20 protein-coding genes and 1 tRNA gene are annotated in these 17,722 nt (G+C 52.8%); 14 read left to right on the top strand and 7 right to left on the bottom strand.

Annotated elements, in window-relative coordinates:
• Nucleotides 1-7: 7 nt before the first annotated feature.
• From SIC18_RS09165 to SIC18_RS09135, 7 genes are all read left to right on the top strand, one after another.
• Nucleotides 8-415 carry a tellurite resistance TerB family protein gene (locus SIC18_RS09165; RefSeq protein WP_048346448.1) on the top strand — a complete coding sequence of 136 codons (408 nt, stop codon included), beginning with the start codon at nucleotides 8-10 and terminating at the stop codon, nucleotides 413-415.
• A gap of 29 nt (nucleotides 416-444) precedes the next feature.
• A complete protein-coding gene (gene psb32 / locus SIC18_RS09160; protein WP_048348126.1) occupies nucleotides 445-1,122 on the top strand; it encodes a photosystem II repair protein Psb32 in 678 nt (225 codons plus the stop codon).
• A 6-nt stretch (nucleotides 1,123-1,128) separates the two neighbouring features.
• On the top strand, nucleotides 1,129-2,277 hold the full coding sequence (gene pxcA, locus SIC18_RS09155) for a proton extrusion protein PcxA (RefSeq protein ID WP_048346447.1): 1,149 nt from the start codon (nucleotides 1,129-1,131) through the stop codon (nucleotides 2,275-2,277).
• A gap of 4 nt (nucleotides 2,278-2,281) precedes the next feature.
• A complete protein-coding gene (locus SIC18_RS09150) occupies nucleotides 2,282-2,848 on the top strand; it encodes a bifunctional adenosylcobinamide kinase/adenosylcobinamide-phosphate guanylyltransferase (protein WP_048346446.1) in 567 nt (188 codons plus the stop codon).
• Entirely contained in the window at nucleotides 2,845-3,375 is a 531-nt protein-coding gene (locus SIC18_RS09145; protein WP_245407302.1) for a tRNA (cytidine(34)-2'-O)-methyltransferase, read from the top strand. The genes SIC18_RS09150 and SIC18_RS09145 overlap by 4 nt, the downstream gene beginning before the upstream one ends.
• A gap of 109 nt (nucleotides 3,376-3,484) precedes the next feature.
• The gene (locus tag SIC18_RS09140) at nucleotides 3,485-4,486 is read left to right on the top strand and encodes a M23 family metallopeptidase (protein WP_413429393.1); all 1,002 of its coding nucleotides are present in this window, start codon (nucleotides 3,485-3,487) and stop codon (nucleotides 4,484-4,486) included.
• Nucleotides 4,487-4,521: 35 nt separating this feature from the next.
• Nucleotides 4,522-4,595, top strand: a tRNA-Met gene (locus SIC18_RS09135).
• A gap of 41 nt (nucleotides 4,596-4,636) precedes the next feature.
• Here the strand turns inward: SIC18_RS09135 and SIC18_RS09130 are convergent.
• The gene (locus SIC18_RS09130) at nucleotides 4,637-4,930 is read right to left on the bottom strand and encodes a hypothetical protein (RefSeq protein ID WP_413429392.1); all 294 of its coding nucleotides are present in this window, start codon (nucleotides 4,928-4,930) and stop codon (nucleotides 4,637-4,639) included.
• Between the two features lie 160 nt (nucleotides 4,931-5,090).
• Between SIC18_RS09130 and SIC18_RS09125 the strand changes: the two genes are divergently transcribed.
• A complete protein-coding gene (locus SIC18_RS09125; protein ID WP_006852528.1) occupies nucleotides 5,091-5,693 on the top strand; it encodes a peroxiredoxin in 603 nt (200 codons plus the stop codon).
• A gap of 397 nt (nucleotides 5,694-6,090) precedes the next feature.
• On the opposite strand, the gene SIC18_RS09120 is transcribed toward SIC18_RS09125, so the two are convergent.
• Complete coding sequence (locus SIC18_RS09120) at nucleotides 6,091-8,895, bottom strand: UPF0182 family protein (RefSeq protein WP_413429390.1); 2,805 nt, start codon at nucleotides 8,893-8,895, stop codon at nucleotides 6,091-6,093.
• A 14-nt stretch (nucleotides 8,896-8,909) separates the two neighbouring features.
• A complete protein-coding gene (gene ftsH / locus SIC18_RS09115) occupies nucleotides 8,910-10,745 on the bottom strand; it encodes an ATP-dependent zinc metalloprotease FtsH (protein WP_413430531.1) in 1,836 nt (611 codons plus the stop codon).
• A 114-nt stretch (nucleotides 10,746-10,859) separates the two neighbouring features.
• Here ftsH and rpmF point away from each other — a divergent pair, with 114 nt between their 5' ends.
• The gene (rpmF, locus tag SIC18_RS09110) at nucleotides 10,860-11,036 is read left to right on the top strand and encodes a 50S ribosomal protein L32 (RefSeq protein ID WP_006852524.1); all 177 of its coding nucleotides are present in this window, start codon (nucleotides 10,860-10,862) and stop codon (nucleotides 11,034-11,036) included.
• 2 nt (nucleotides 11,037-11,038) lie between these two features.
• Here rpmF and SIC18_RS09105 read toward each other — a convergent pair whose 3' ends face one another.
• From SIC18_RS09105 to SIC18_RS09095, 3 genes are read right to left on the bottom strand one after another with little or no spacing between them, the layout of a single operon-like run.
• On the bottom strand, nucleotides 11,039-11,989 hold the full coding sequence (locus tag SIC18_RS09105) for a kinase (protein WP_413429389.1): 951 nt from the start codon (nucleotides 11,987-11,989) through the stop codon (nucleotides 11,039-11,041).
• 10 nt (nucleotides 11,990-11,999) lie between these two features.
• Nucleotides 12,000-12,335 carry a DUF565 domain-containing protein gene (locus tag SIC18_RS09100; protein WP_048346440.1) on the bottom strand — a complete coding sequence of 112 codons (336 nt, stop codon included), beginning with the start codon at nucleotides 12,333-12,335 and terminating at the stop codon, nucleotides 12,000-12,002.
• A complete protein-coding gene (locus SIC18_RS09095) occupies nucleotides 12,335-13,099 on the bottom strand; it encodes an HAD-IA family hydrolase (protein ID WP_245407301.1) in 765 nt (254 codons plus the stop codon). The genes SIC18_RS09100 and SIC18_RS09095 overlap by 1 nt, the downstream gene beginning before the upstream one ends.
• A 61-nt stretch (nucleotides 13,100-13,160) precedes the next feature.
• Between SIC18_RS09095 and recJ the strand changes: the two genes are divergently transcribed.
• Nucleotides 13,161-15,056, top strand: coding sequence for a single-stranded-DNA-specific exonuclease RecJ (gene recJ, locus SIC18_RS09090; protein WP_413430530.1), 1,896 nt, complete (start codon nucleotides 13,161-13,163; stop codon nucleotides 15,054-15,056).
• Nucleotides 15,053-16,417 (top strand): chloride channel protein, encoded by a 1,365-nt coding sequence (locus tag SIC18_RS09085; protein ID WP_048346438.1) that lies wholly within the window; start codon nucleotides 15,053-15,055, stop codon nucleotides 16,415-16,417. Before recJ ends, SIC18_RS09085 begins: the two co-directional genes overlap by 4 nt.
• On the opposite strand, the gene psb30 is transcribed toward SIC18_RS09085, so the two are convergent.
• A complete protein-coding gene (psb30, locus tag SIC18_RS09080; protein WP_038013133.1) occupies nucleotides 16,396-16,503 on the bottom strand; it encodes a photosystem II reaction center protein Ycf12/Psb30 in 108 nt (35 codons plus the stop codon). The genes SIC18_RS09085 and psb30 overlap by 22 nt on opposite strands.
• Before the next feature lie 118 nt (nucleotides 16,504-16,621).
• Between psb30 and SIC18_RS09075 the strand changes: the two genes are divergently transcribed.
• The 3 genes from SIC18_RS09075 to SIC18_RS09065 are packed head-to-tail and all read left to right on the top strand — an operon-like array spanning nucleotide 16,622 to nucleotide 17,631.
• Nucleotides 16,622-16,996 carry a YkgJ family cysteine cluster protein gene (locus SIC18_RS09075; protein ID WP_048346437.1) on the top strand — a complete coding sequence of 125 codons (375 nt, stop codon included), beginning with the start codon at nucleotides 16,622-16,624 and terminating at the stop codon, nucleotides 16,994-16,996.
• Complete coding sequence (locus SIC18_RS09070) at nucleotides 16,989-17,318, top strand: TMEM165/GDT1 family protein (RefSeq protein WP_048346436.1); 330 nt, start codon at nucleotides 16,989-16,991, stop codon at nucleotides 17,316-17,318. The genes SIC18_RS09075 and SIC18_RS09070 overlap by 8 nt, the downstream gene beginning before the upstream one ends.
• A gap of 7 nt (nucleotides 17,319-17,325) precedes the next feature.
• Nucleotides 17,326-17,631, top strand: coding sequence for a TMEM165/GDT1 family protein (locus tag SIC18_RS09065; RefSeq protein ID WP_048346435.1), 306 nt, complete (start codon nucleotides 17,326-17,328; stop codon nucleotides 17,629-17,631).
• Nucleotides 17,632-17,722: the final 91 nt, after the last annotated feature.

Genomic DNA, 17,722 nt, shown 5'->3' with positions numbered 1-17,722 from the left:
AACGCTGATGACTGAATCTGAAGCCTTTGCCGCAATTGCGCTGGCCACAGTGGCTTGCGATGGAATATTAGGAAAGGATGAAGCGCATGCTTTAAGACGTCAACTTGAATATCGAACTCCCTATAAAGATCGAAGTGAGCGTGAAATGGCAATGTTGTTTGACCAGCTGCTCAAACGCCTTCGCGAACATGGATCAAGCCAATTGATCAAAGATGCCCTTCCTCATCTAAAACAGCCCCAAAAGGAAACGGCTCTTGCCGTAGCCGTTCAGCTGGTTCACGCTGATCGAACTGTGACCACAGAGGAACAAGCGTTCCTCAACGAGCTTGCTCAAAGCGTTGACTTACCGCAAGGCAAAGCTCAAGCCGTGATGGACGCGATCATGGCCTTGAATTACGACAGCCTTGCCAGCTGAAGCAGACTCTCCAAATCGAACTTCCCATGATGCCTAGCCTCTTCAAGTCTCTGCAGCTGCTCATTGCCACCAGCCTCTGCTTCTTTTTGGCAGTGCCTGCGGGTTTCGGCTTGTCTCCCCAAGATTTACCAGCTCAGCCGCCCGAAGAAGCTGTTCTTGATTCTGCTGATGTACTCAGTCGGGCTGGAAAGAGTGAAATTGAAAGTCGGCTGAATCAATTGGAATCCTCAAAAGTTGACGCCCGGGTAATTACCTTGCGGCGACTTGACTATGGGCTGAGTCTTTCAGGGTTCGGAGAAGAATTAGTTGAACGGTGGTCAAACAATGAGAACAGAAGCGAACGTCCTCTCATTCTTTTTCTTGAAGAAATACAGAACAATCAAGCTGCGGTTGTTGTCTCACCAGAGCTAAGGGATCAGCTTCCAGATGCATTGCTCCGCAGCACCGGCCGGACCACAATGAGTCAGCCAATGCGCAACGGAGAGAGATTCCGTCAGGCATCGATGGATGGAATTGACCGCATTGCCGTGGTTCTCAATGGAGGCGAAGATCCCGGCCCACCGATTGAAATGGAACGCACCTCGATTCCCACCAACGTTCCAACGATTGAGGAAACGCGCGAGAGTAACGCCTTCACTTGGGTGATTGTGCTGCTAGTGGTCGGAACCATTGTGCCAATGGCCACTTGGTGGGTCTTCTCCCGCTGATCAGCTATGGCATTTCGCAATTGGATCGGAGCCTTTGGTAAGGCCAACGCCCTTGACGTCAACTCTGATCTCGATCGGGGCTACGAGGCGGCCTTATTGATCCAGAGCTTGGAGCTCGAGTACTACGGCGACCGCCCCATCCGTCCCGATCTAGAGCTCTCTGTTCCGAAGTCAGTCCAGGCAACGGTTCTGCGCAAGTTTCGTGTTGCCATCAATGTTTGTCGAGCATCGCTCGATCAACTGGAATACCAGCGCTCTCAGCTGGATCCTCAGGAACTGCGTCAACTTCAGCTCATTGAAAGTGTCGTCAACCGGTACAGCCCCAAACGGGTCTCGGCTGCGCCGACCATGACTCGCGAGCCAGATCCGCTTCCACGATCGTTGCTAGGGGTGTTCGACAAGGTGCGCCGGCAGCTCAATCCAGCTGGGGAAGCGACCTTAGTTGCAGGCTTTCGGAGACGAAGGGATTCAACCCTGATCTCATTGAAAGTTCTATTGCTGCTGATTCTTGTGCCTTTGTTAGTCCAACAGGTCAGCCGCACCTACATCATTAGTCCTGCCGTAGATCGCTTTGCTCCAGACCTCCCCTTTTTGAGTTACCCAAAGCCACAACTCGAAGAACAAGCTGTAGAAAAGTTGAGAGTGTATAAGGCAGAAATTGAATTCGATGCACTTCTTCGCGGTGACACAATCCCAAGCCAAGAAGAACTACAACAAGAGCTTGGGAAAAAAGCTGCTGAGCTCAAAGAAGAGGCCGATGCAGAAAGTACCCATGCTGTGAAAAATGTTTTAGCGGACATCTCTGCCACGCTTGCATTTGTCATGGTCTGCTTGTTCAGCCGTGAAGAGCTCAGGGTACTTCGAGGATTTTTTGATGAGGCTGTCTACGGATTAAGTGACTCAGCTAAAGCCTTCGCAATTATATTATTTACTGATATCTTTGTTGGATTTCATAGTCCAGAGGGTTGGACTGTGCTTCTTGATGGGATTGCCAATCACTTTGGATTCCCCGCCCGCGAAAACTTTATCCTGCTTTTCATCGCTACTTTCCCTGTCATTTTAGCGACCATTTTTAAATATTGGATCTTCCGCTATCTCAACCGTGTCAGTCCATCCTCGGTTGCCACATTGCGAGGTATGAACGGAGGCGGATAACGCCTTGGCTGATCCGAACACCAGCAAACCAGAGGTTCCCAACGGGATCATTCTTGTTAGCGGACCCAGCCGTGGAGGAAAAAGCCGCTGGGCTGAACATTTGCTCAGCGCTGAAGAAACAGTGACCTACGTCGCGACGTCGGCTCCTCGTTCGAACGATCCAAGCTGGGATAAAAGGATTCATCTGCATCGAGAGAGACGCCCCTTGCACTGGCAGCTGCGCGAACCCGGATCAAAGCTTGCCGAATGCATTCGAAGAGAGGAGGCCAATCAACCCTTACTGATCGATGCCCTTGGTGGTTTTACGGCCTTGCACCTGGATCGCAATGATCTGCAGTGGGAGCAAGAGGTGGAAGAGTTGATTCAAAGTCTTCTTTCCCGTACACGCCCCACCGTGATCGTGGTTGAAGAAACAGGCTGGGGCGTCGTCCCAGCAACCAAGATTGGCGGGCTATTTAGGGACCGCCAAGGCTGGCTCGCACAACGCTTAGAACAACATTCAGCCGATAGCTGGCTGGTGATCCAAGGAAGAGCTATCAACCTCTCACAATTAGGCGTACTCGTTCCGTGAACAAAGTCTCAAAGAATCAATCATCAGATAAGCAGTCTCTGATCCGAAGACCATTAAGGGTGGCACTCTTTGAACCACGCATTCCTCCAAACACAGGGAATATTGCCCGTACTTGCGCAGCTTTTGGTTTACCACTGGATCTAATTGAACCACTTGGATTCAGTCTTGATGATCGTTATTTAAAAAGGGCTGGTCTTGATTATTGGCCCCACGTTGACCTCACGATTCACAAGGATATTGACGCGTTTTTCGAGTCATTGACGCAACCCTCAAGGGTGATTGGCTGTAGCCGTCGCGGAGGGATTCTCCTAAGGGAGATGCAGTTCCAACAGGGAGATGTTTTGCTGTTCGGCCGCGAAGACACCGGCCTATCGGAAGCGGTACGCAGCCGCTGTAGTCAAATCACAACGATTTCGATGCCGTGCAGCGCCGGGGAAGATGGCCAAGGGGGCGTGCGGAGCCTCAATCTTTCTGTGGCGTGTGCCATCGTCAGCCACCAAGCAGGATCGCAGCTTCAGCTGTGGTAATCGCCAAGCTGACACCCCAGCCCTTGCGCTCCTCTCATACTCCCGCTACTTTCAGCCCGTTCCTGAGCTGTGGTGGCTTCTCCAGGAACGTTAAAAATCGCTGATTCAGATGAAGCCCCTTCTCGTTCTCGTTACGGCAATCGCATCAGGAACGTCCCTATCTGTTTTGTCTCAGCACCCAGGATTTGCCGACGCCGGTCATGTGCAGGCTCCCCTTCTTCTGGCATCGGCGCCATCAACCCAAACACGGCTTTGGGTGAAGCTTGCTAGGAGAAGTTCCCTTAAAGATATAGCCGCGGATCTCGGCCTTTCCTCTTCTGATTTAACCGCTCTTAACGACCAGTCATCCTTTGAGACAATCAAGGCCGGCGCATGGATTGTGATCCCCGCCGACGCTGAGGAAAGTCTTGTTAACGCTACCCGTCTGGACGGAACCACGGTTCTGCGCAAGGCACCACTTCAGTCGCCTCCAGCTCCACAATCCGTTGTGCGCATCAAAGCCAACGAATCGTTGTCATCGTTTTCTCGAGATCAAGGCTTGAGCTTGAGTGAATTGCGTTCACTGAATCCAGGGCTTGATCTTGCCCGTTTGGCAATTGGCAGTGAAGTGCGTGTAGCCAAAGCTTCCCCAAGGGCTCTATTGGCGATTCGTCCAACAGTTTCAGGTGGTGCCAGCTTCCCAGCCCTGCCCGCATTGCCCGGCATGGACAACGGCGGGGCTGGAAATGAAACCTTCATGTGGCCCACAAAAGGGGTCTTTACATCTGGATATGGATGGAGATGGGGGCGAATGCACAAGGGAATTGACATTGCAAACAACGTCGGCACCCCAATCGTTGCCGCCAGAGATGGCATTGTGAAATTTTCTGGTTGGAGTAGTGGATACGGTTATTTAGTCGAGTTAACACACTCCGATGGATCATCCACCCGTTACGCCCACAACAGTCGCCTTTTAGTACGTAAAGGACAAATCATTGCCCAGGGAGTGAAAATCTCACTCATGGGCAGTACTGGGAGAAGCACTGGGCCTCATCTGCATTTCGAAATTCGCCAACGTGGAGGCTCAGCATTGGATCCAATGGCAAAGCTTCCAGCACGCCGCCAGGCCTAACACGATCAGGCGATCGTCTAAAATGTAGAGGTTATGGCTCGGTAGCTCAGCTGGTTAGAGCGTGGGATTCATAACCCCAAGGTCGGGAGTTCAAGTCTCCCCCGAGCCACTCAATTTGTTTTACTTAGATCGTGTTAATGCGAATTAAACTCAGCGCATTTCGATCGCATTAAGTCTCTCTCTGAATGATGTTGGGTGGTCTTTTGTTGTTTCTTCAATTGTCAATATTGGTTGATCTTCGGGAACAGGATTAGGACGCCTCTGTTGACGCACCGACTGTCCGTGGTGAGGCCTTGCCTGAAGGGTGAGCTTTCTGGTCTGAGGGTCACGATTCAGTGGCTGGCTTTTGAGCTCACTGCGGACTTGATTTAAGAGTCGAAAGTGACCAGTACTGCTGAATTTGCGCAATAAGGCCTGATCCCAAGACATCGGTTGATCAATCATCTGACAATTTTATAACTCCATCTGCTGAAAACTATTCGTACTTCAGCCGACGGCACTCAAGGGCAGGGCGTGATAAATTGAGACGTGTAACTAGAAGTCGGACCGACTTTGGATTGAGTCTGGTCCCTCGCTTCCGTCACGTACCCATCGAGCTTTCATCATGACCGACAACGGTTGCCTGCGCGTGGGCCAACAGGCCCCTGATTTCACCGCTACCGCTGTAGTGGATCAGGAGTTCAAAGAGATCAGCCTGTCTCAGTACCGCGGCAAGTATGTGGTCCTGTTTTTCTACCCTCTGGACTTCACCTTTGTTTGCCCAACTGAAATCACAGCGTTCAGCGATCGCTACTCTGATTTCTCAAGCAAAAACACTGAAGTGCTGGGTATTTCAGTAGACAGCCAATTCAGTCACCTGGCTTGGATCCAGACCGCACGCAATCAAGGCGGAATCGGCGATATCAACTATCCGCTCGTTTCAGACCTGAAGAAAGAAATTTCCACTGCTTACAACGTTCTCGATGACGCTGAAGGCGTGGCTCTGCGTGGTTTGTTCATCATCGACCCAGAGGGTGTGATCATGCACGCCACGATCAACAACTTGCCTGTTGGCAGGAATGTTGACGAGACCCTGCGTGTACTTCAAGCGTTCCAGTACGTGCAGTCCAACCCAGATGAAGTCTGTCCAGCCAACTGGACACCAGGCGAGAAGACCATGAAGCCTGATCCCAAGGGCAGTAAAGAGTTTTTTGCTGCAATCGGCTGATCAATACTCCAATGACCCTGTAAATTCTCTGATTTACAAGGAATTGAGCGCATAGAAGCTAATCATTGAGTTCACGGGGTAGGTCACTGATCTATCCCGTTTTTTCATGTCTCGTTAATCCTTGTTGACGCAGATCACTTGTACTGCAGAGCAACACATGGTCCGGCACATCACTGAGCTGGATATGGAGTTCCGCAGCAAGACGCTCCATAGGGCAGCTATCGACACACGGCCAGGTAACGTCGATTCCTTCAGTCTGTATGACCGACACAGGACATTAGGGCAAGATCCACCTCATGTTTTCGATGGGTTTGAGGAGACTGGAAGGCTTAAGTGTTCCAATTGGCATTAATACTGGCCTTTATCTTCCAGCAGAATTGAATATTAGCCATGAGGCCTAGGAAGCCGTATCAAGCTCCTGAACAACAACATCCTTCGATCCACTGCCCTGAAGAAGTGCTTCAAGGCCCGTGTTTAAATCATTCGCCATCGCTACACGACTTCCATCGCTGACAACTACGCGCGTTAGGGTCGGCAACCCACCACGACGTGCTCTTAAATAAATTGGTTCGACATAGAGAAGAGCGTTCCCAAGTGGCAACACCAAAAGGTTGCCTTGCACAACTTGCGAGCCCGCGCGATCCCAGAGACCAAACTGTTGGCTAATTTCGGGATTCTGATTAATCAAAGCCTGAATCTGTTCAGGCCCAAAAATCGGTACATCACTTGGGAAACGCAGTAGAATCAGTTCTCCGTAATGATCTGCATCGCTTCTGGCTGCCAACCAACCGGAAAGGTTGGGACGAGCTAGTGGAGTAAGCGGCTGCAAAAGCAAGAATTCAGAGTCCAAACTGCGCTTTAATTGAGCCGTTATATGATACGGAGCAACAGGAATCTGCGTCTTTCCATACAGCTCTTTGGGAACCTGCCAAACGTCATCTCCACTATAAAAAATGCGTGGATCCGTAACGTGATAACGGAGTAATTGTTGCACCTGTAGTTCAAACATGGAACTAGGAACCATGAGATGCTGACTCAAAGCCGTGGGCATTGCCTCCAAGGGTTGGAACAACTCGGGAAACACCTTCTGCCAACCAAGAATCATCGGGTCGTCAGGCTCACTCACATAAAGATGAACTGTTCCGTTGTAGGCATCAACAATCGCCTTCACGGAGTTGCGCACATAACGCATCTCTTGTCCGTCTGGAAGCGTTGATGCATAGGGATAGGTATTGGAACTGGTATATCCATCAACAATCCAATACTGATGTTGATTCTCCTGATACTGATCAAGACCAGACTCCATGGGAACAGAAACAAGATAAGGATCACCTTTCAACTGCAAAAATGGTGCCAAAGCATTGACACGCTGTTTAACATCACGTCTCAGCAATAAACGTGAATCAGTCTTCAATACACCCGTATTCAGCAACCTGGGATCCCGGATATAAATCGATGCAGCAATTCGCTGTCCTAAAGATGCAAGAGGAACGCCCGCTCTCCCTGAATAATGGTTGTAGGTATTTTCATCGCCTTCTGGATGATCGAACTCCTCAATTTGCGTTGGCGCAACGGCATAGGGAGAAGGTAGCATTCCAAAATAGAGAGCAGGCCGACCAATTGGTACATTCTTTTTGACATCGGCGCGACTAATACCAAGAGTTTCGTTGCCATTAATACGCTCTGAACGACCGATATCACTAATAAAATAATCAGGGAGTCCGTCTGCTGCACGTGAGTTCACTGGACTCAAGGTGAATCCAAAACCATGCGTAAAGACGAAATGACGGTTTTGCCAGGTCCGTGATCGCTTGGGGAGCGCTGCCTGGTCGAGTTCACGAGCAGCAAGGATCACCTGCTGGCGTTCAAGTAAATCAGGACGCAACGGATAGCGATCAACCGCTGCATTGGTAAAGCGGTAGTAAACCCTGAGCTGCTGAAGCTGCCGATTGGTCGCAAGCAGCGGTTGGCTATCCCACAACCGAATATTGCGCAAGGTACTCAAACCGTCTTGAAGATCTTCAGGGCTCAATCGAGGCGAAGGATCGAAAGGCTCAGTCTCAATTGCATCCAATTGGTAAGCGTGACGGGTGGCCTCTATCGCTCGACTGATATAAGGGCGCTCGAGCTGTAATTCTCGGGGACGCACCACAAGCCAGTGCATCAAAGGGAACAACACCATCTCCAAGGCAAACGAAGCCACAGCAATTGAGGCCAAGATGAGCCGTATTTGTTGGCGCCGAAGACTGGAAAAGGGTGAAGGCAAAACAACAATCGCCAACACAAATAGCGCAACAGCGGCCACAGATCGGAGAGGGAGCAGCAGATGAACATCAAGCCAACCGGCGCCTGCAACAATTCCATCCTGAGTCCAAAGCAACTGGTGCCTTGAGAGCCACATCAATCCAGAGCAGGTCATCAGCACCAAGGCAAAACCAGGTCTCAATCCATGTCGCTGCCGCACAGTTAATCCTGGAAAAGCCCAATCACTGAGACAAGTTGAACGTGTTAATCGACTCCATAAAGCTGTACTCAAGGTGAGTGAAAGCTGCAAAAGTACTAACTCGAGTGCCAGCGCGATCGCAGAAAAACGACCCAAACCAAAGCTCACATCCGAACCGAGCATGGGTTCAACTCGTCCCATATCAGGAATCGATAAAGCAAGACTCCAAAGTCCCCAACTGCGCGCAACGATCAAACAAAGACACACGCTTCCGTAAACCTGGGCCAGACCTAAACGACGGCTGCGCGTAAGGCCGAACAGAATCAGGGTCAGCAACAGAATCGACAAGCTCAGCAATGGCCAACCTGTCGAAAAGGGAAGGCTCCACCAGTAGGACAGTGAAAAAGGTTCGTTCCAAGCCAGCCAGGCCAACCGTGTATCGATTGCAAGGACAGATAGCAAAACCAGGAGGCATGCAATCAAGCTGAAGCCAAAGCGATATCCGGTTAAGACAGGTTTTTTCTCAGCTTTTAAAGATTCAGGTAAACGCAGCCAAGACTGACGCCAAAGCGCACAACCCCCGACAAATAGAAATGCAAACAGTGCGCCAGCTATTTGAAGTAATAGGCGTTTTCGATAAACAGAGCCGAAGTCGAATTGATCGAACCAGTACCACTCCACCTGGAGCCTGGAGACAATCACAATCAAGGGGATCAACAAGATCCCAAAGCGCCCTAACGTCCAGATGATCTTTGCCACTGGAGTAGAGCGAATCAAGTCATGGCTGGCTTGTGAGCCAGAGGGGATTGGCTGAGGGGTTGATCAAGACCTGCCAAATCATAAAAACGCGAACTCGATAGGGTTTCTTCGGCAATCAAGGCCTCCACAAGACGGTCCATCACCTCGCGACGCGACTCCAACAAGGCGATCGCCTCGTTGAGAGCTTGGATTGCAAGTTGGCGAACACAAGCATCAATCGCTTTACCAGTGCTCTCTGCATAGGAAGGACGGGTCTGAATTAAATCTCTGCCTAAAAACACCTCCTGGTCTCCCCCTTCAAGGGCGACGGGCCCTAAAGAAGAAAATCCAAAGCGAGTCACCATTTCTCTGGCGAGATGAGACACCATTTGAAGGTCTCCGCTCGCTCCCTGAGTGATCTCACCAGGTCCAAACACGACCATCTCTGCAGCACGACCACCAAGTGCCATCACAAGACGCGCCCGCAAATAAGCTTTGCTCACCAGGCCGGAATCAATCACCTCCTCATCAGGGAAAAATCGGGTAAATCCGCCCACACCGCCACTACGTGGGAGCAGAGTCACCTTGTCCACGGGATCAGCGTGAGGTGTATGAGCTGCCACCAAGGCGTGGCCAATTTCGTGATAAGCAATCAAGCGTTTCTTGGCACTGTCTTGCAGTGGAGACGCGGATAAGCCCATCGTGATGCGTTCCAACGCAACTTCTAACTCTGAGCTCCCCACAAAAGAGCGCTCATGACGTGCCGTCAGGATGGCGGCCTCATTGATGAGGTTGGCCAAGTCAGCACCTGAAAAGCCTGGTGTTCTTAAGGCCCAATCAGCCAAAGAGACTTCGTCTGAGAGGGGTCTACTTCGGGCATGGACCGAAAGAATCGCTTCACGCCCTTTGCGATCAGGCAGGTCGACATGGATACGACGATCGAAACGGCCTGGACGCATCAAAGCTGTGTCCAGAACATCAGCTCTATTGGTGGCCGCTAGCAGGATCACACCTGAATTATCCGCAAAACCATCCATTTCAGTCAGCAACTGATTCAGGGTCTGCTCGCGCTCATCATTTCCTCCCCCAATTCCTGCACCGCGTTGACGGCCCACAGCGTCAATTTCATCGATAAAAATGATGCAAGGCGACTTTTCCTTGGCCTTGCGAAACAGATCGCGAACGCGGCTGGCACCAACGCCCACAAAGAGCTCAACAAACTCAGATGCAGCGATCGAGAAAAATGGAACGCCAGCCTCTCCAGCGATGGCTTTAGCAAGCAAGGTTTTGCCCGTTCCTGGTGGTCCCACCAAGAGAACACCCCGGGGGATCCGGGCTCCAAGACGGATAAAACTCTCCGGTTGCTTCAGAAAGGTCACGACCTCCTGAAGTTCCTCCTTGGCTTCGCTGATCCCAGCGACGTCCTCAAATCGAACGGTGATTTCATCTTGAGGGCGGATCCGCGCTTGACTGCGACCAAAGCCCATGGCCTTGTTTGCCGCCTGCGCTGAGCGACGAAGAAGAAAGGAAAGACCGATCACAATCAAGGCGATCAGGGCCAAGTTTCCCGCCAAACCAGCCAATGCTTGTTCCTGACGAACATCTTTGACCGTTAGGGGAACACCAGCAGATTCAGCTGTGCGCAGGATTTGCTGATCGTTCGCCAGCGTGGAAACAGTGGCATTGCGGCCGTCGTCGTATTGAACGATCACTTCCCGCCGAGCAGGAACCAACTGCAGATCTTTGACTTTTCCCTCTGAAATTTGTGTCAATAACTCGCTGTAACTCGGCGGTGGATCCGATTTGAAACGAGCAAAAGGATTGGTGGGCCTTTCCTTGGTATCCCCCCCAGATGCCTGGGAGACAATGATTTCACGATCTTCCTGACCTGAACTCACACCGTTCCTGCGATCTATTAAGAGTAGCGATTTGACGAGCGGACTCTCGAAAGGAGAATATGGGCCTTTGCAAGAGTTCCGGCTGCAATGGCTGTACCGAAGAAGAAAACCTCAAAGAGCAAGCGCAATCAACGGCATGCTGTTTGGAAAGCAAAAGCTGCCACTGCTGCACAACGTGCCATGTCAATCGGCAAGTCGGTCTTGAGTGGTCGTGCTCAAGGTTTTGTGTATCCGGTTGCTGATGCTGATGACAGCGAGGACTGAATTCATTTCAAGGTGATCTCACGAACAGCGCGTTGGTTGGTGAGATCAATCACAACATCGGATTGATGCAGATCCTGCAACCAAGGAGCTGGAAACACAGTTTCAATCATCCGAACAAAATTTTGAACAGCTGTTTGAGGCACTTGAACACCAGTGGTCTTGGCCTGAGTCTCCACCTGCTGTCGTTTCCAAAGCCGGCTTGATGTTCCGCTTTGAGATTTGAGGTGCCAGAGCTTATCGATTCGATTCCAGATCGGTACGTAGTCAGGGATGAGCCGAATCAACTGCTCGCGATACAACAACTCTTCCGTCGTGAGTTCCAGCGAATCGATGGTCTCAGCAACAGGCGGCTCGGTGGTGGAATTCTGATCAAAAGAGACCTCGTCGGAAACGTGAACGCCAACGAACCATCCTTCAAAAACAACTAAATCTGGAGTGGAGCGAACCCATTCACTGCGATCTCCTCGACCTTGACGTAGGGATTTATCAAAGCGAGGGGCGTACAACACTCCTGTCTCTCGCCAACGGTCGAGAGCTGTAGCCATCAGTTCCAAATCATGACTGCCAGGTATGGCCCTGGGCACTCCCCACGGATTTCCTGCCATCCGTCGATCAAGCTCCGGACCAGGCCAATAAAAATCATCGATCGAAAGAAACGCGATCGACCACCCCAACTCGGAACTCGCTTGAACAAGCCAATCACAAAGCGTGGTTTTCCCGCATCCAGGGAGTGCACTCAATCCGAGCAGAGGACGACCACCGCTCTCTAAGAGGCTCTCTGCCTGCGAAAGCAGTGGCAATGCCACGCCCAGCAACCATTCATCCTTCACTTCTGCAGGCCAGACACGACGGGCAAGCTCGAAGCCACCGCGTTGCTGCCAATGGCTCCACCAGAGATCTGGATCTGTCCATCCCAAGGTTTCAAGGAGCAAAGACAGACCTTTGGGAGCCATTTGCGACGAATCAGGAGCCAAGCTTGAAGGCCTCAAAGACGACTGAAAACACGCAACCAATCCGGATGTTGTCGAGGGCTAGCCACCCCAGGGGCCATGGTTCTTGCTTGACATAGGTACGTGCTCGAATCAGCAGCTCAATCACAACCACCATCAAGAAAACGACTACGGGGCGTTGGCCGATCTTTTGAAACCAATACATGGTGAAGTTGCTGCCCAAAAGGAACCCCAGCAGCAGGGAGAGAACACCCAGGCTGCGGCGACGCCAAGATCCAGTTAGCGCTCGTGTGAGTTGAACACCAATCCGTCGCTGAAACTGTTCATAGCGGGTGAGATGGGTCGTCATCAATCCGTTAAGACGAGAAGCATCTGTAAGTACTCCAGCGTGACAAAGCCCTCGACACAAGGGGGGCCGCTCGAAACACTGCATGAAACCTGGGCACTTCCAAGATGATCCAGGACCGCCACGGCCTGATCTTGATAATGATCAAGCTCCTGATCCCATGGGGAAGGCATCAGAAGACAACGCAGGCCAGCGCTTCTTGCCGAGAGAAGACCCGGTGTTGAATCCTCAAAGGCCAGAGCCTCAGCCGGATCGGTGTGGCTGCGTTCTAACGCTTTCAGATAAGGCTCAGGACCGGGTTTGTGCCTTGATACATCATCGGCACTGATCACCCCAGCAAACGGATGGTCGCCGCCAGGAAACAAAGTGCCTAACAGCGCGGAGACGGAAGGACCGCCGCTGCTGGTCACAATCCATTGAGCAATCGCACGTTGCTCAAGCTCACGAAGCAGTCTTTTGACGCCTGGGCGAAACGACACAGCTCCGGCACGCACTGCATCGAGATAGTGACGCTGTTTGGAAACGCGTAGCTGAGCAAACTGCGCATCACTCAAGACGTCACCCTGCTGCTGCGCAAAGGTTTTCATCCGAAGGCCACCACCAGGAATGCTGAGCAAACGCCTGTAGGTCTCTGGATCCCAGGTCCACTTCAAACCCTGTTCAGCGAAAGCTCGATTGAAGGCTGGTCGATGTCCATCCATTTCAGTGTCTGCAAGGGTGCCATCCACATCCCAGAACACGGTCTTCAAGACAGGCATGACAGCCATGCAATTAATGGCAACAGCTTGAAGGACGAAGCACAATGCAGGCTCCTTGAGCACCTGCCCGTTGCCGTCTGCCGCCTCGATTCAGCAATGGCAACTACCCAGGGGGATTGATCTCACGGCTCTGCAGGCAGTGCCCCTTCCTCTGCCCCTCCTTGCCCTGTTGTCCCGGCGAGGTCTAAGAGAACCAGCTCAGGTGAATGCACTGCTAAACGATTCACCCTTACCCAAGCCTGATGGTCACTTCCCTGACATGAAGAAGGCGGTCCATCGCTTACATCAGGCCTGTTTAAAGGCAGAGCGCGTTGCGATTTGTGGCGACTACGACGCTGATGGCATGACAAGCACAGCGTTGTTGTTGCGCACCCTGCGCACCTTGGGAGCGGAACCGCAAGCAGCGATTCCAAGCCGTATGGCTGATGGCTACGGCTTGAACTGTTCGATGGTGAATGAACTCCACAACTGTGGAGTCCGCCTCATTGTCACTGTCGATAACGGAGTGGCTGCTCACGAGGCCCTGAATAGAGCTGAAGAGTTGGAGATGGAGGTGGTGCTCACCGATCACCACACGCTCCCAAAGACACGCCCAAAAGCTCTCGCGTTGATTCATCCGGCCACAACGCCAGACCACTCTCCCTATCGGGGATTAGCAGGCGTTGGGCTCGCGTATGTGCTTGCGCGCGAACTCGCAGAACGCATGCGCCAACCCGCTGCTATCGCCAGTGCTCGTGATTTGTTTTGCATTGGAACGGTGGCCGACATGGCACCTCTGACAGGCGCGAATAGGACACTCCTGAGAGAAGGGTTGCTTCATCTCCATCGAAGCAAGTGTCCGGGTGTACGCGCCCTGCAGCAACTTGCAGGACTCGGCGATCGACCACTGCGCGCCGATGACATCGGTTTTCAACTGGCCCCCAGAATCAACGCGGTGGGACGCATCGGCGATCCCCAGCTGGTGGTGGATTTGCTCACGGCAGAGGACCAAGACAGCGCCATTGAGCTGGGTCGTCAATGCGACAGTCTCAACCGACAGCGGCGGGAACTCTGCGATGCCATTGAGGCCGAAGCATTGGCCTTATTGGAGTCTGACCGTGATCCACTACCACCCTTTCTGCTTCTCGCGCAAGGCCACTGGCATCACGGTGTGATTGGCATCGTTGCTGCACGGCTGATGGACCGATTTCAACGCCCAACCGCCTTGCTGGCTGCTGATGGGGATGGCCTCATGCGGGCTTCGGTACGGGCACCCGAAGGGTTTGCTGTCGACAAGGCACTAGACCACTGCACCAACCTCCTGGAACGCCATGGCGGCCACCCCGCCGCAGGGGGCTTCACCGTGAAGGCCGAACATGTGCATCGCCTGCATGAGGCGCTCAATGTCTTGGCTCTGTCTTGGATCCAAACCCGTGGAGAAGGACTTCTGGTGGAACCAGAAGCACTGTTATCGCTCTCAGCGATCAATCACGACCTTTGGTCAGCGTTGCTGTCTCTTGAACCCTTTGGCATTGGCCATCCAGCCCCTCTGTTTTGGTCGAGAGGATGCCAGGTGACATCACAACGATTGCTCCGCGGCGGGCACCTGAAACTCACCCTGGCTCAGGACGACTGTGAGCGGGAAGCCATCGCCTGGCGCTGGCAACAAACCGAGCCCCTGCCAGCCACGGTTGATGTTGCGTTTCGGATCAGCCTCAACCGCTGGCAGGGAGAAGCAAAACTGCAGCTCGACATTCAGGCGCTTCGAGAACATCATGCCTGCTTAGATCTGCTCCGCGGCCCAGGGGTTTATCGCTGCACAAGCCCCGCCGCTTCTAGCGTAGAGATTCAGAACCCCACAGGAGAGCGACTGTCTGGATCGGTGAACAGCAAAGGAGTTTTCGAAAGTGAAGACAAAAGGGCAAGCCACCCTTACGTTGCTGACCTCATTCAAGACGCTTGCATTGGCCTCGGCCTCCTTCCATGACTTCTGAACTCAAATCCACCAGCTCACGGTTCCTGGGCACAGCGGCGGTTTTCAACGAGATCAGTCGACTTGGGCGCCACTTCATTGGCTTGCTGGTTGTTGGCGTCTTGATCGGCCTGGCGTGCCTCCCACTGAATCTTGTTGATCGCATTCAGGAGTGGCTCTTCCAGTTCCTGCCAACAACCGGCGAAAACCCGTGGACCTCGATCGGTCTGCTGATTGTGTTCACTCCTGTGGTGGTAATGCCAATCCTGTTAATTCTTCAGCGGGGACCGTGGCGTGCAGGTGCTGGATCAGGAATTCCATCCACGATGAACGCCCTGGGAGATCCTTCGTTGATGCCCAGTGCGATGGAAGCAGGCAGCACAGTGCACAGAGGAATTCTGTGGTCGCTGGCAACAGCAGCCATGTTTCCTCTGGGACGGGAAGGCCCGGTGGTGCAATTTGGCTCTGCTGTGGCACGCGCCTGTCAGAAACGTTGGCCCAATTGGATGCCAGCTCTGACTGAACGGCAGATGGTTGCCATCGGCGGAGGTGCTGGCCTAGCCGGCGGCTTCAACACCCCCCTACTTGGTGTTGTCTTCATGCTTGAGGAGCTCACCGCTGAATATTCAATCGTCACGATCTGGCCAGCTTTGCTGGTGTGCATCGCCGCGGCTGGTTTTTCGAACCTTGGAGGGGAGCCGATCTTTGGCTTAGGTCTTATCAATGTGTTTGCACCCGAAAGTGAACAACTCTTGCTGGCCGTGCCGATCGGAATCGCCGCTGGACTTGTCGGTGGATTCTTTAACCGTGGTCTGGTTTGGTCCACATCGCGTTTAGCTCCAATGGTGCGACAACGTCCCCTGCGCACCGGCCTATTCCTTGGCGCAGCACTCAGTCTGCTCGCCTTGTTGAGCTGGGGAACTAGCACTGCGGACGGTGAAGCACTCGTGAAGCAACTCCTCGAGCGAGGCTTACCAGAATTGGGGTCGGATCACAGCAATGTCCGCTCAGGACTCGTGAGCATTTGGATCACGGTGGTCCGGGTGATTGGCCCCATGCTCGCCCTAGCACCAGGAGTGCCAGGCGGATTGATCGACCCATCACTCACCTTCGGTGCCGTACTCGGTTACAGCACCTGTGCGGTGATTGGATTCAGCACCCAAGTGGGTGTAGGTCTTGGACTAGCGGCAGGACTAGCTGGTGCCACCCAACTGCCGCTGGTCTCGCTCATTTTTTCCTGGCGACTGGTGGGCGATCAACAGTTATTTGCAGGAGCTTGTCTCACGGCCATCATTGCCGCTTACACCGGACGGCTGGTCTCCAGAACACCGGTGTATCACGCTCTCGCAAAGCTTCAGAGAGCTCCGCGCCTGTAGAAGAGGATGAAGATCACAGCTGGGCCAGCAAGCGTGATCAGAGCGAGGGCCCCAAAATTTGCAATCAGGTGGATATCAAATCCCATGGGAGGAAAGCAGTTGATCAGCATGATGCCTCCAAAAGGGTACGGGGCGTTCCCCCGCATTGCCTTTGAAGAGAGGTATCACTGTGATGCCTTGTCACAGCACCATTGAAATTGAACCATGAGCCGCCCTCCCCTTCACTGGTCCTGCCTGAGTCAATGCGGTGCTTGTTGCAGGCTCGCTCCGGCGGAACGACCGGAAGCGCTTGAAGCGCTATCGGACGAGCAGCAAACGATCTACCTAGAAATGGTGGGAGAAGACGGTTGGTGTCGACATTTCGACAAGGGTGGTCGGCGCTGCAGAATTTATGAGAACCGACCTGACTTTTGCCGGGTGACTGGTTTATCCGATTTATTTGCAGTACCAGCCGAGGAGGTCAATGCGTTCGCCATTGATTGCTGTCGACAGCAAATTCGCTCGGTTCATGGCGGAAGAAGCCTGGAACTGCGTAAGTTCGAGCGGTTGATTCGCTCACCTCAGGATTCCGATGACTGAAGCAGGTAGCGACAGCAAGCTTGGGTTCAACGCCATTTTGCTGAGCACCTTCACCACCGTTTTTTTGGCTGAATTGGGTGATAAAACCCAATTAGCCACTCTCCTTCTTTCGGCCCAATCCGGCGAACCATGGTTGGTGTTTATCGGGGCCGCGCTGGCATTGATTTGTTCAAGCCTGGTAGGAGTTCTGGTGGGACGTTGGCTCTCCACCATCCTTCCCCCAGAACGGCTGGAACAAATGGCAGGTTTGCTGATGGTGGGACTGGGTTTGTGGCTGGGAACTCAGGCCTTGAAGTCACTGTTAGAGACCCAATCACTCTGAAATTGTTATGGACTTCACCCTTCTCATTTCCACTTTTGTCACCGTGTTCCTGGCAGAGCTCGGTGACAAAACCCAATTAGCAACAGTTGCTATTAGCGGCACATCCAATCGCCCCTTAGCGGTGTTTCTCGGATCATCCAGCGCTTTAGTACTCGCGAGCTTGATTGGCGCTGTCGCGGGAGGATCCTTATCGGCTGTGATTCCAGCTGACTGGTTGCAACTAATTGCCTCAACTGGGTTTCTAGTGATCGGGGGCCGCCTGCTCATGCCCATGCTCCAAGCCGGACTGGGATCCACCCAGGCCGAGGACTAAGGGACGAATCGCGCACAGTCGAGCGATTAGAGTTGGACTGTCATTCACTGTTTGCACTACAAGTCTTCGAGTGCTGCGGTTTTGATTCAAC

This window comes from Synechococcus sp. Cu2B8-bc1011 (assembly GCF_047302735.1).
Classification (GTDB): domain Bacteria; phylum Cyanobacteriota; class Cyanobacteriia; order PCC-6307; family Cyanobiaceae; genus Synechococcus_C.
Note: the sequence above shows the minus strand (reverse complement) of the source record. Positions and strands in the feature narration are given on the sequence as shown.